Raw genomic sequence first — 13,745 nt, forward strand, 5'->3', positions numbered from 1 at the left:
TAAAATATGAGAGATTCAACTAAAGAAGCAATAGATAATGCAAAAAAGGCAGCAAGTATGCTAGGGGAACAATTAAAAGAAGAGGCAAAAGATTTAGCAAAGGAAGTTGGTGCAAAAACTCAAGAAATCTCTGCTAAGCTTGTAAAGCAGCTAAGGGATAAAACTGATGCCGGCATTATGGAATGCAAAAATGCACTTAAGGAATGTGCGGGCAACATTGAAGAAGCAATTGAATATTTACGCAAAAAAGGCTTAAGCAAAGCTGCAAAAAAAGCTGATAGAATAGCAGCAGAAGGTGTAATAGCATTACAGTTATCTAAGGATAATGAGAAAGCTACTTTGGTAGAAGTAAACTCTGAAACAGATTTTGTAGCAAAAAATGAAGCATTCCAAGAACTAGTAGAAAACATACTTGAGCTATCATTTAAACGAGTTTTGAATGATACAGACAGTCTAATGCAGCTAACCATTCAAAATCAAACATTTGAAGAATATTTAAAGCAAAAGATTGCAATTATTGGTGAAAACATTGTCGTTAGACGAGCTAATACCATAGTATGTAAGCCAAATCAAATAGTTGGTGGGTATTTGCACCATAATAAAAAAATTGGCTCTATTGTGCTTATTGAATGTGATGATTCTAAAAATTTAGAAAAGCTTAAAGATTTAGTAAAATCCCTTAGTATGCAAGTAGCTTCAATGAAGCCTAAGGTAGTAAGCTACAAAGATATTAATATCGATTTTGTAACAAAAGAAAAAGTAGCAATCATAGCAGAGTTAGACAAGGAGAATGAAGAATTAAAAAGACTTGGAAAACCACTAAATCGTATTCCCGAATATGTAAGTCAATTAGAACTAAGCGAAAGCGTAATAGAAAAAAAGAAAGATGAGCTCTTAGGGCAACTTAAAAAAGACGGTAAGCCTGAAGCTGTATGGGATAAGATATTATCTGGTCAAATTGATAGATTTATAATGGATAATACTATTCTAGACCAGAGGCTAACTCTCCTAGCGCAACCATATGCGTTTGATGATAAAAAAACAGTGGAGCAAATAATATCCCAAAAAAGCAAAGAAATAGGCGATAGCATAAGGGTTGTAAAGTTTATAAGTTTTGAGCTTGGTGAAGGTATTGAAAAAAAAGTTGATAATTTTGCTGCAGAAGTTGCCGCGCAGATGAAGTAAATTATAAGATTTGTTTGTTGCTTTTTGGTTTCATACTAATTTAGGCAAAAGGCATATAAATAAGAACCATATAGGGTAGAGTTTAAATATTAAATACTAAATATTAAAATATACAAACTCAATCTCTTAGCCCATTCTTAAGGAGCAATATAATGCTAGTGCTTTTGCAAACAACAAACAATAACAAAGAAGAACTTTTAAACATTTCTAATATGCTTTTGGAGAAAAGACTCATTGCTTGCGCGCAAATACATAAGGTTAAGAGCGCGTATATTTGGCTTGATGAAATAATAAAAGAGAAAGAATTTCTGCTTAATTGCAAAACAGATTCAAAAAATCTCAAAAAAATTTATAAAATCATACGAAAAAAGCATAGTTATAATATTCCAGAATTCATTACCATAAAGCTAAAAAACGTAAGTAAACCATATAAAAAATGGTTATTACAGTCTTGTAAAAATAAATATGCCCAACGATTTTAATAAGTATTGTATTGCTTATGTAAAAATTTATGGAATTATTTTAACATAATTAAGAAATTATCAATTAATTTTGAAATATTTATAGGTTATAATTAAAAAATCATTTCTCTTAATCTTAATTATTTTATTATATAAGAGTTATAAAATTTATATATCTAGGTTTAATAACATTATTGCAATAATTAATAATATATTATCATCAAGGGGCACGTAATGACGATTGAAGATTTTGAAAGTCAGCTAAAGATTTTAAAACTAAAAAAGAAAGAATTTGCTAGCATGGTAAATGCTAGCTACACTGGCGTAGTAGGTTGGAATACAAGAGGAGTTACACCAGAGTGGGTAGATAGTTGGCTATTTAATTACGCCAAGGCAAAGAAATATGACGAAATTAGGAGAATTATAGAAGATAAGCTTGAAGCTGATGATAGAGAAGCAGACGTAGCTCAAATCTATGGCGGTATAAATATCTAACAATGTTCTAAAGTAAAAATAGAATGAACTTATAGTCTATTAAAATGTTAATGTTTAGATTTTTGTATTCTCTTGTTAAAAATTATTCCTTGCTTAAAATGCTATAAAACTACAAGCAATTAATAAAACTGTAGTAATGAAAATTAAGTAGATTTATCATTGCTGTATGGATAAAATCAAAATATCAGAGATTAATCAGATTAGCATAGATTTAAGATTTTAACTTATGCAATAATCTTGTAACAATTAAAAATAATTTGGCTTATGAACATCATAATTGTTACTTAAGTGAATTACATAAATATCGATATCTTATTAGATTAAAATCTTAAACATTGCTAAAGTATTATACTAAAGCGGTAAGTCCTACATGATATTCATAAAGTATATCCATATAGGAATAGTTGCAAAGCTTACAAAAAGTCCAAATGTAACACTATTTAATGCCAAACGAACATTTAGCTTTGCCTTTATAGAAAGTGCTACTCCGCTAATAAGCGGTGGCATTGCAACTTCTAGCAAGATCATACGCCATTGATTGCTAAATGCACCTTCCATAACATATATATATAAAAATAAAATTAGTGGAGCAAGAATCATTTTTCCGCTTAAAAGCAAAGCAGTTAGCTTCCAATCCAGTATACCTTTCAAATCAAGTTGTACGCCAATAGCAAATAATGCCACAGGTGTAGCAGTTTGAGCTAAACTCTGCAATGGAACAAATAATTCAGTTGGAATCTTAAATGGAATGAGACGAAAGGCAAAACCACAAATAAGAGACAAAAACAAAGGACTTTTACAAAGTCTAACAATAACAGCATGAAAAGAAAACTTGCCTTTGCCTCCTAAACTTAATATAATTGGAGCAAGAAAAGCAAATGGAATGCCTGTTACAAATTGATCATAGATTACTACCTGATTTGCATAATCGCTACCTAATGCCCCCTTAATAATTGGCAACCCCAAATATAAGGTATTGCCTAACATACCCATAAGACAAAGGACGATAATATTATCCTTGTTTATGCCAAAAATTCGCCCTATTATTAATAAAAAACAAGCAGAAACAATATTGCATAATAGTGCAATTAAACACATGAACAAAAAAGATAAGTTAATTTCAGCATGATATGTCCCATTGAAGACTTGAGCAGGCAAGGCAAAATTTAGCAAAAACCCAAGCAAAATACCACTTTGTTTATTGCCTACCAAACGCAAAACTTTTGCCACATAACCAATTAAAATAAAGACAAATATGCTATACATTGCTAATATCATAGCTAGCCCTTATGCTTAAAATAATAAATTATAGCAGCAATATAAAATGTAGCTAGCCTAAATAATCTATACAAATTCATATACTACATTACATAAGCCAAACAATGATGATAAACCTAGCATATAAGCCATAATTTTATCTCAATTATATTTGCTATAAATGCTTAATAAACGATTTGTGTATAGAGTTTGATAATGTTTTGAAATTTAATATAATGGAAGATTAAAACGAAATTTGCAAATAACTTCTTAAAATCTGCATAATATAGATATTTATTGCATAAATGGCAATATTGGTAATTCTATTGGTTCTAAGCTTCCACGTAATGTCCCAAAGAATAAAATAATCTTTTTTATATCCTTGGCTGATAAATTAATTCCAACTTGGATATATCCCATTTCCTTTATTGCATCATCTATCTTATTGAATGCGCCATTATGAAAATATGGTTGTAAAACTGTTATGTTGCGTAAGGTGGGAACTTTTAGCATATTATTAGAATCTGATTCCAATCCTCCTAATTTCTTAAACTTATATTCTTGCATAATCTCAAATGGCTGCATGCTTCCACCTAAGTTAATTCCATTATGACAAGCTACACAACCATTATCAATAAAGATTCCAAGTCCTTCAGACTCATCTACGCTTAAAGCCCTTATATTTCCAGATAAGAAATCATCATATCTACTAAAGGTATTAAGTGTCATTATAAAACTAGCTACACTATCAGCAATAATTTCTGGAGTAATCTTTACTTTTACACCATATGCACGCATAAAATAAGACATATATTCTTCTGACTTTGTAATGTCATCAATAATTCTAGTTATATTGCTATTCATTTCATTCGGTGCACCAATAGCTCTTAAAACTGCCCTTGACACGATATTGTTTGATGCTAGATTAGTTGTATTCTTATCTGCTCTATCAGTTTTGTTAATATACCCTTGATAATAAAGAGAATCATTAAACATTACATTAAAGATACTAGGCGTTGCTAGATGATTGGCAACATTATCTAGCTTTCTGGCGTTTATGCCATTTAAAGATATATTATGACAAGAATTACAAGAATGCTGTTTATCTCCACTCAAGCGCGGATCGAAATATAAAATCTTGCCTAATTCTATTTGCTCCTTTGTCATTTTTGATATAGAAAGCATTGACTTTTGCATAGATAAAAGCTTAGAATCACTGGGCAATGGTTGTAAACCGCTAGCATTTGCCCTATCCATAACTTCTTTTACACGTAAGGCTACATCAGTAAACCCAGATAAAACATAGAAAAATATAATACACACAACTGTTACAACAACAGTGCATAAAATACTAACACTATATCTATTTAGAATATAAAGCTTGATTTTATTACTCAAGATAATCCTTTAGAATCACTTAAGTCAAGAGTAAAATCTACAATCTTGGCAAAATCAAGAAAAATATTCCTAGCTTCTCTTGGACCAGGGCTTGATTCTGGATGATACTGTAGAGAGAAAATTGGATAATTCTTATATCGAACACCTTCGATTGTATTATCAAATAGGTTTCTATGTGTAATAATTGCTACCTCGGATATAGATTCTGGGACGTTATAATTATGGTTTTGAGCAGTAATTTCTAGGACATTTGTTTGCATATTTTTTACAGGATGATTACCACCATGCTGTCCAAATTTTAACTTATAAGTAGGATAGCCAAAGGCATTGCTTAATAACTGATGTCCTAGACAAATTCCAAATATAGGAATCTTGGCTTCAATTAGAATCTTTATTTTTTCAATCTCATTTTGCAAGAATTGCGGATTGCCTGGACCATTGCTAAGAAATATACCACCAATTTCTTTTGAGATATATCTTCTAACTAAATCATTAGGATCAAAATCATGCGGAATAACCTCAACAAATAACCCGACTTCGCTTAGCTCATTCAAAATATTACGTTTGATTCCAAAGTCAATAGCAACAATTTTTTTGCGTCTTTGGCTATCTTGATTGCCATTTGTCATATTAGAATCAAAATCATCTGCTAAAGCATAATCAAATGTATCAAAGTTAAATACACATTCTTTATGTATATATGTATGCTTAGTGCTCACCTCTTGCAATAAAGCCATCTGATTAATATTTTTCTCACTTTTGAGAATTTTTCTTAGAGATTCTTTATTGCTTATGTTATATGAAACTATCATCATCATTGAGCCATTATCTCGTAGCATTTTTACTATACTTCGAGTGTCTATGTTGCAGATTCCAACTAGATTATACTGCTGACAAAAGGACAATAGATTTTGTTTAGCACGAAAATTAGATTTAATAATATTAATATTTCTAACAATAATACCCCTTGCAAATGTCTGTCTTGATTCCATATCTTGTTCATTACAACCTACAATACCAATCTCTGGCATACAAAAAACAATAAACTGTCCCGCATAACTTGGGTCTGTAATAATTTCTTGATAGCCGGTTAAAGATGTGTTAAAAATAGCCTCACCTACGACATAATCATTTGTAAGATTTTTTGCACCAAAGCCACTTGCCTTAATCAACACATCATTCTCAAAATATACAAAAATATCTTTCAACATGCTAGCCTCTCTTAGCTAGTTCCTCTTCATATAGCCTTGCAAAAACTAGCTCATACTCATCGCTACCTGCTATTAACTTCCTATTATAGTTCTTCAATTTAGCTATCACAACATCATAAGCATCTTCTTGGAATCTCATATAATCTTGCACAGATTGCAACATTATATTTTTCACAGTATTTTCAGGAACATTACAAACAATACATTTTTCTTCTATAAATTCATCTAATATTTTGTGAGCTAACTGGCTATATCTTTCATTATAAGAAAGCAAAAAGCCTTGCTCCTTTGCAACTTGTTTTTTTATCATAGCAAAAAGTTGTTTTTCATTGATGTCACCCTCTTCAATTTCTTCTTGGTATTGTTCTAATATATCTCGAACCTTATTTTCTATATTTGATTCTTGTTGTATATCATCTTTGATGATATTAGTAGCTAACCTATTAAGATTCTCTATAGTGGCAGCTATTTGTATACCTTGTGATTTGCTTAAATTAAGCACGATATGATTAGCAAGAAATTGGGCATGCTGGGGCTTTAATTTCATAAATCACTCCTAAACCTAGAATCTAAATATTAAGTAGCGATTCTACTAAAAAAATCATTAAAAAATTTGAATTCTTCCCAAAAAGCAAAGCCCTAATAGACTATATTTACATGCTTATAACATAATAATGCTCGTTTTGATATAATCAAAAATATGATAAGCCCAACTAATAAGGAAAGTTATGCGATTTTCAAGACTTTTTGCCCCTACAATAAAAGAGATTCCAAAAGATGCTGTGTTAAAGAGCCATATCTATCTACTTAGGGCGGGTTTTATACATCAAATAGGGAGCGGAATCTATAACTTCTTGCCGCTAGGACATATAGTGCTTAATAAAATAAAAACCATAATAAGAGAAGAAATGAATAGAGCCGGAGCAAATGAAATAACTATGGGATTTTTGACACCTGCCGCACTTTGGGAAAAAAGTGGGAGATATGCTCAATACTCTGAACTAGCAATATTTAAGGATAGAAAAGGGACGGAATTCGTGCTAGGACCAACACATGAAGAATGCGTTAGTGAAATTGCAAAAAACTATATAAAAAGCTATAAGCAATTACCTATCAATCTCTATCAAGTGAATTTAAAGTTTCGTGATGAGACTAGACCTAGATTTGGATTGCTTCGAGCTAGAGAATTTGTTATGAAAGATGCATACAGTTTTCATGCTACCAATGAATGTTTGAATAAAGAGTTTATAAACATGTATGAAACATATAGCAGAATCTTTACTAGGCTAGGACTTAATTTTAGAGTCGTAGAGGCTGATTCTGGTGCGATTGGAGGTAGCGGAAGCAAAGAGTTCATGGCTTTGAGTGAGTGTGGCGAAGATACGCTTGTGGTTTGTAAAAGTTGCGAATATTCTTCAAATATTGAAGCGGCAAAAAGACTACCAAAAACTTGTGATGATGTGCCTCCACAAACTAGTAACCCATATCATAAATTCCCAACCCCAAATGTAAAAACCATAGATGATTTAAGTAAATTCTTCAATGTCAATACATTTTATTTAATCAAGGCTGTGGTGAAAAAAGTCTTACTAGAAGATTCAGAAGACATTGCTATATTATTTATGCGAGGTAAAGACAAACTAGAATCAACAAAAGCCCTAAATGCCCTAAAGGCAATAGATACCAATGTGTTAGACATATTAGAAGCAGATAACGAATTCCTAGAAAAATACAATCTGCCTTCTGGTTCTATTGGACCAATACATATACGCAATATCACAAAATCAAGATTTATTGTATTTGACTCCGAGTTAAAAGATGGGGAAGACTTGATATGCGGAGCAAATGAGCATGAGCATCATTATGTAGGAGTGAATCTAAGCGAATTTAAAGATTTATTCTACTATGACTTAGTTGAGGTGCAAGAGGGGGATAAATGTGTGAAATGTGGAGGGAATCTACAATATGTAAAGGGAATTGAAGTTGGACACATATTTAAGTTAGGAACTAAATATTCAACTCCCCTGCAAGCTAACTTTTTAGATTCAAATGGAAAACCATCTCCGTTTATAATGGGTTGCTATGGCATCGGTGCTACTCGTTTGCTATCAGCTATACTAGAGCAAAAAAGCGATGAACTTGGATGTATATGGGGAAATATTGCACCATTTAAGATTGTAATCATTATTTCAAATATAAAAAATGAGCAAGAAGTAAAAAAAGCAGAAGAAATATATAATCATTGTATAGAATCAAATATTGAAGTTTTACTCGATGATAGGGACTTACGATTTGGGACTAAAATAAAGGACTTTGAGCTAATTGGATTTAAATATGCCATTGTTGTAGGCAAAAAGCTTGCAGAAAATAAGATAGAAATCATAAAAAGAGATGGGTTAATAAAAAAAGAGTTTAACTACAATAAAATAATACAAGAAATAGCAGAACTTTAAATAAATAAAAAAATATGTTTATTGCTTTCATGATAAAAATATAAATAGGCGATTTCAAAAAATCTACATGAATTCTTACATTTTATAAATGCCTATAATATATCTTTTTGCTTTTTACTATTTATTACCATATATACTTGGCACCAATAGTAAATAAATGCAGCTGTCCAAATCCATCATGTGAAACTATGAAGCTTTTTCTATTGTCTTTTAGAGCCAAAGAATATGAAATACCCAAATCTAGCGAATCTTTAAATAACTTCTTTCTATATCCAAGACCAAACATATAGGCATTAGCATCTGGGATACCAAATTCTCCTTGTGGGGCTGGTGTCTCATCATAGGCTATACTACCCATTAATTTATGGCTTTTTTTAGAATAAGTATAACCCAAACGATAAGCATTAGAATCTTTCCAACCATTGCCATATGCTACTGCAGAGTAATCTGCCGCTCCTAGCATTTGTTCAGGATTAACAAAACTAGCTCCTGTTCCTTTTAAATTACTCTTATCAAAGACTTGATTAGAATAGCCAAACTCAAATATCTTTGCACTTCCCCAAAATGTCCTCTCATACACAAATTCTAATCTATGATTTCCAAAATCATTTGACACACCAATATTTAGAATCGGTGGTAAATCAGTAGCAAGGACTAAATCAGCATCCATTCTAATAAAACCCTCAACCTTAGTAAGTCCAGTGCCCTGATATACAAAGGAATTAGCTGATAGCCTGCCTTTTATATCCCAATGAACATTAGAGCGATAAGTAATAGCTATGGCTAGATTCTTAAAATAAGAAGATTCGCCCAGATCAAATAAAGCAAATGGCTTTATTGTTGTAGCTAGATTATATCCAAAGCCCCATGCAGATGCTCCAGATGTTTGATCAGCCTTAGTTGTGCCAAAAGAATTAATACTTCCTATTTTACCCATATTAATATTGATATTAAATGGCACATATAAAGTATTATTAAATTGTCCAAAGGTATATATAGCTCTAAACCCAGCTCCAAAAGCTATAAAGTCCTTCCAAGCAATGGATGCTACGGGATTAAGCTCAAGCATAGCGATGCTTACATCTTTTAAAAATCCTCCTCCTTGTCCTCCCCATTGCATAGATAAACCAGATGGTGTAGTAAATGAGAAGCCATAATTTGCCTTAAGATTAAAAGGTAAGGCTAAAGAGCGCGATTTAATAAAAATTTTTGGCACAGGTTGCAATGTTAACTTAGCATTACCAAGCACTCTTGAGTTACCACAAATATTATTGGGATTTGGATTCTTGCCACTCTTTTGAGATTGCCCATTAACTTCACAAAAATGTCCAGTAGCTGCTCCTGCTAAGCCAGAGCCCTTAACATTAATTCCCTTATCTCTATTTTCTGTATCAAAATTAAAGGCTGGGATAAGAATTAATGTTCCATTAATTTCAAATTCACTCTTACTGCTATCTGAAAAACTCATATTTGCAGGATTGTAATATGTAGAATCTGCCCCATAAGCTCCAGCAATGTAAGCAGAATTTAGAGCAGTTCCATTTAAGCTTTGCTCTGTTAAACGAAATCCGGAAGCTTCACACTGACTATATAAAATCAAACAATAACTTAATGGCACTGTTTTATTTTTTAAGAATTCAATCATAAATTACTCTTTTTTAACTAGTTTTATTTAAGAATGCAATATGCAATAATTATGTCTGCAAGCAAATAAATCAAGCAAGGCAGTATTTTATAATAGATTCTCATTAAAATTACATAAATATGACATTTTCATTTTGTTACTAAATTGCAACAAACACAATAGACAAAAAACATCAATGTATAATCTCGCAAGAATAAAATAAATATTTAGTTATGATACGTCTCAAAAGGAGCAATAATGCAAACATTAAAAGAAGTCGTTATAGTAGCAGCAAAGAGAACTCCAATAGGATCATTCTTAGGGAGTTTGAAGGATATTAAGGCATTAATTTTAGCAAGCACAGTGGCAAAAGCCATTATTGAGGAATTAAGGCTTGATCCCACATGTATTAATAGTCTAATATTAGGTCAAGTATTGCAAAGCACTCAAGGGCAAAATCTCGCTAGACAAGTAGCATTACAATGCAATATGAGTGTGCAATCAAATGGATATGTAATTAATGATGTATGTGGGTCTGGACTAAAAGCAGTAGAGTTAGCATACAATAGTATAGCACTAGGAGAAAATGAGATTGTCTTAGCTGGCGGTGTAGAAAATATGTCTCTAGCACCATTTGCATTGGAGAGAATTCGCTCTGGATATAGAATGGGAAATCAAACCTGTATAGATACAATGATACAAGATGGATTATGGTGCGCTATTAATAATTATCATATGGGCATAACTGCAGAAAATATTGCAAAGCAATATAAAATTAGCAGGCAGGAACAAGACAGGTTTTCATTAGATTCTCAAATAAAAGCTGGCAAAGCGATAAATGAAGGGACATTCAAAGATGAGGTTGTTCCATTAAGTATTCAAGAAAAAAAAGAACAAAGAATATTTGCCATTGATGAATTTGTAAAATCAAATACAACAATAGAATCCTTGTCAAAACTAAAGCCAGCCTTTGACAAAGAAGGAAGCGTAACAGCTGGAAATTCCTCCGGAATAAATGATGGGGCAGCTATGCTTTTGCTTATGGATAAAAATAAAGCAAAAGAACTAGGTATGCCTATATTAGCTCAAATTAAAAACTTTGGAAATGTAGGGGTAGAACCAAGTATTATGGGAATTGGAGCTGCTTTTGCAGCAAAAACAGCTCTTCAGAGGGCTAAATTAAATATAAATGACATAGATTTGATAGAAGCAAATGAAGCTTTCGCATCACAAAGCATTGCAACTATTAGAGAGTTAGGACTTGATAACAACTTGGATAAGGTAAATATTCATGGTGGTGCTATTGCACTTGGACATCCAATTGGAGCAAGTGGGGCTAGAATCCTAACTACACTTATTTATGCAATGCGAAGGCAAAAAAAGAACTTAGGATTAGCCACTCTTTGCATAGGTGGTGGGCAAGGAATAAGCACCATTATTGAGATTAATGAATAATTTAAGGAAATACTATGAATAAGATTATTGATTCGCTAGAAATCGCTCTCAAAGATGTAAAAAACGGGGATATATTGCTTGTAGGTGGATTTGGGTTATGTGGAATCCCAGAGCATTGCATTGCAGAAATAAAACGAATTGGAGTAAGAGATCTTACTATTGTTAGCAATAACTGTGGGATTGATGATTGCGGGCTTGGTATTTTGCTTCAAAATAAACAGATTAAAAAGATTGTAGCTTCTTATGTGGGTGAGAATAAACTTTTTGAACAACAATTCATAAACGGCGAAATAGAAGTAATTTTAACACCACAAGGTACATTAGCAGAGCAGCTTAGAGCAGGTGGAGCAGGCATTGCGGCATTCTATACACCAACAGGTATTGGCACTGCCATAGCAGAAGGCAAGGAAACTAAGATATTTGATGGAAAGGAATATCTACTAGAGAAAGCTATAAAAGGCGATTTTGGATTAGTTAAAGCTAAAAAAGGCGATAAATATGGGAATCTAATATTCAATAAAACGGCTAGAAATTTTAATCCCTTATGTGCAATGGCAGCTAATGTAAGCATTGCTGAGGTAGAAGAAATAGTAGATGAAATAGAGCCAGATTCTATACATTTACCCGGTATATACATAGATTTTGTCTATTTGGGCAAGCAATATGAAAAACGCATAGAAAAAACTATTATAAGGGAGGGATAACATGTCAAAAGAAATTATAGTCAAGCGAGCTACAAAAGAAGTTAAAAGCGGAATGTATATCAATCTAGGAATTGGGATTCCAACTCTTATAGCAAATGAAATTGATAAATTAGGATTAAATGTATTTCTGCATTCAGAAAATGGATTGCTAGGCATTGGGGCATATCCTAGTAAAGATGAAGTAGACCCTGATTTAATTAATGCGGGTAAAGAAACAGTTACAGCGATCAGGGGTGCTAGCTTCTTTGATAGTGCTGAATCTTTTGCAATGATTCGAGGCGGGCATATTGATTTGGCAATATTAGGTGGTATGGAAGTTTCACAGTATGGAGATTTAGCAAACTATATGATCCCAAAAAAACTAGTAAAGGGCATGGGTGGAGCCATGGATCTAGTAAATGGCGCAAAAAAAATAGTAGTAGTAATGGAGCATGTTAATAAAAAAGGTGAAAGTAAAGTAAAGAAAAACTGTGGATTGCCTCTAACAGGCAAAAATGTAGTTAATCGATTAATAACCGAGCTTGGCGTTTTTGATTTCAAAAATGGGGAAATGCAGCTTATAGAGTTACAACCAAATGTAACAATAGATGATGTTAAGTCCAATACGGAGGCTGAATTTAGAATCTGCTTGTAGCAAATATATGCCAAGTTGGATTAGATTATAGTCTTCATTACATAAATATATTTCAGCAAATATGGCTCACTGGGATATTAGCTTGGTTATAAGAGGATTATAAGGCTTTTATATATTTTTACATACTTAACAATAGGTGTAAATCTTAGCTATATCCGCTTGTATTGGCAATATCTTAGAAAGTAAAAAAACTTCCAATAAAATAAGCTTTCTGCTAGAATGCCTACATAAAACAAAATATTAGGATTATCTCTTAATAAACAAGATATATTTCTAAGCATACACAACACAGAATCTAACGTTTCATAAATACCAATTTCATAACGAAAAATTGAGGCATAATAAATATATGTCTACACAAACAAATATTATATATAATTAGAAGTAATTGATATTATTTAGCCCTAGCATGCAGCATTATACTAGTTTCATCTAGTTGCTTATCCTCTATGTTTTTTAGATATGCATCTTTTTTGTTCTTGGCTTGATTATATACATAAATCATCTTTTCATGATTAAGGTGCGCTATGCGAATATTTTTCTTTATCGTCTCTTGCTCTTTTAGTAAAGTGGAAATTTGAGAACGTAAATCGTCTATTTTATATAAATAAGCATGTATTCCCGCTCTACTCATCTGATAAGAAGCAAAATTACCAGAAACTGGCATTTCAATCGCTGAAATCTCTACATTGATTTTATCAATTTCTGAATGTAACCTCATAATCAAAGCTTGATTATTTGCAAGACTACGTTCATGCTCTAGTAGCTTTTGCTTGGCTATTTTTATAAGACTAATAAGCTTTATTTCCATTAATTTTTATCCTAATTTACTATTTTGCTAAGTTTGGATTTAGTAAATATACTATAC

At 32.0% G+C, this 13,745-nt stretch carries 13 protein-coding genes; 7 read left to right on the plus strand and 6 right to left on the minus strand.

Going from position 1 to position 13,745, the window contains the following annotated elements:
* Positions 1–6: 6 nt before the first annotated feature.
* From tsf to LS73_RS01090, 3 genes are all read left to right on the plus strand, one after another.
* Complete coding sequence (gene tsf, locus LS73_RS01080) at positions 7–1,185, plus strand: translation elongation factor Ts (RefSeq protein WP_081955647.1); 1,179 nt, start codon at positions 7–9, stop codon at positions 1,183–1,185.
* A 152-nt stretch (positions 1,186–1,337) separates the two neighbouring features.
* Positions 1,338–1,667, plus strand: coding sequence for a divalent-cation tolerance protein CutA (gene cutA / locus LS73_RS01085; RefSeq protein ID WP_034559144.1), 330 nt, complete (start codon positions 1,338–1,340; stop codon positions 1,665–1,667).
* 213 nt (positions 1,668–1,880) lie between these two features.
* A complete protein-coding gene (locus LS73_RS01090) occupies positions 1,881–2,141 on the plus strand; it encodes a hypothetical protein (protein ID WP_034559141.1) in 261 nt (86 codons plus the stop codon).
* A 366-nt stretch (positions 2,142–2,507) separates the two neighbouring features.
* Here LS73_RS01090 and LS73_RS01095 read toward each other — a convergent pair whose 3' ends face one another.
* The 4 genes from LS73_RS01095 to LS73_RS01110 all read right to left on the minus strand — a co-directional run bounded on the left by LS73_RS01095 (position 2,508) and on the right by LS73_RS01110 (position 6,554).
* Entirely contained in the window at positions 2,508–3,419 is a 912-nt protein-coding gene (locus tag LS73_RS01095; RefSeq protein ID WP_034559139.1) for an AEC family transporter, read from the minus strand.
* 273 nt (positions 3,420–3,692) lie between these two features.
* On the minus strand, positions 3,693–4,796 hold the full coding sequence (locus tag LS73_RS01100; protein WP_233708851.1) for a cytochrome-c peroxidase: 1,104 nt from the start codon (positions 4,794–4,796) through the stop codon (positions 3,693–3,695).
* Positions 4,793–6,007 carry a glutamine-hydrolyzing carbamoyl-phosphate synthase small subunit gene (gene carA / locus LS73_RS01105; RefSeq protein WP_052089890.1) on the minus strand — a complete coding sequence of 405 codons (1,215 nt, stop codon included), beginning with the start codon at positions 6,005–6,007 and terminating at the stop codon, positions 4,793–4,795. Before carA ends, LS73_RS01100 begins: the two co-directional genes overlap by 4 nt.
* Before the next feature lies 1 nt (position 6,008).
* Complete coding sequence (locus LS73_RS01110) at positions 6,009–6,554, minus strand: DUF507 family protein (RefSeq protein WP_034559136.1); 546 nt, start codon at positions 6,552–6,554, stop codon at positions 6,009–6,011.
* 181 nt (positions 6,555–6,735) lie between these two features.
* Here LS73_RS01110 and LS73_RS01115 point away from each other — a divergent pair, with 181 nt between their 5' ends.
* Complete coding sequence (locus LS73_RS01115; RefSeq protein WP_034559133.1) at positions 6,736–8,460, plus strand: proline--tRNA ligase; 1,725 nt, start codon at positions 6,736–6,738, stop codon at positions 8,458–8,460.
* A 124-nt stretch (positions 8,461–8,584) separates the two neighbouring features.
* Here the strand turns inward: LS73_RS01115 and LS73_RS01120 are convergent, their stop codons facing one another.
* Positions 8,585–10,105, minus strand: a complete 1,521-nt coding sequence (locus LS73_RS01120) for an OmpP1/FadL family transporter (protein ID WP_034559131.1) — start codon at positions 10,103–10,105, stop codon at positions 8,585–8,587.
* Between the two features lie 237 nt (positions 10,106–10,342).
* Between LS73_RS01120 and LS73_RS01125 the strand changes: the two genes are divergently transcribed.
* The 3 genes from LS73_RS01125 to LS73_RS01135 are packed head-to-tail and all read left to right on the plus strand — an operon-like array spanning position 10,343 to position 12,877.
* Entirely contained in the window at positions 10,343–11,539 is a 1,197-nt protein-coding gene (locus LS73_RS01125; protein WP_034559128.1) for an acetyl-CoA C-acetyltransferase, read from the plus strand.
* Positions 11,540–11,553: 14 nt separating this feature from the next.
* On the plus strand, positions 11,554–12,243 hold the full coding sequence (locus LS73_RS01130; protein ID WP_034559126.1) for a CoA transferase subunit A: 690 nt from the start codon (positions 11,554–11,556) through the stop codon (positions 12,241–12,243).
* Position 12,244: 1 nt separating this feature from the next.
* Positions 12,245–12,877, plus strand: a complete 633-nt coding sequence (locus LS73_RS01135; RefSeq protein WP_034559124.1) for a 3-oxoacid CoA-transferase subunit B — start codon at positions 12,245–12,247, stop codon at positions 12,875–12,877.
* 394 nt (positions 12,878–13,271) lie between these two features.
* Here LS73_RS01135 and LS73_RS01140 read toward each other — a convergent pair whose 3' ends face one another.
* Complete coding sequence (locus tag LS73_RS01140; RefSeq protein WP_034559122.1) at positions 13,272–13,688, minus strand: flagellar FliJ family protein; 417 nt, start codon at positions 13,686–13,688, stop codon at positions 13,272–13,274.
* Positions 13,689–13,745 lie beyond the last annotated feature (57 nt).

Origin of the sequence: Helicobacter muridarum, assembly GCF_000765805.2 — a bacterium.
GTDB lineage: Bacteria > Campylobacterota > Campylobacteria > Campylobacterales > Helicobacteraceae > Helicobacter_A > Helicobacter_A muridarum.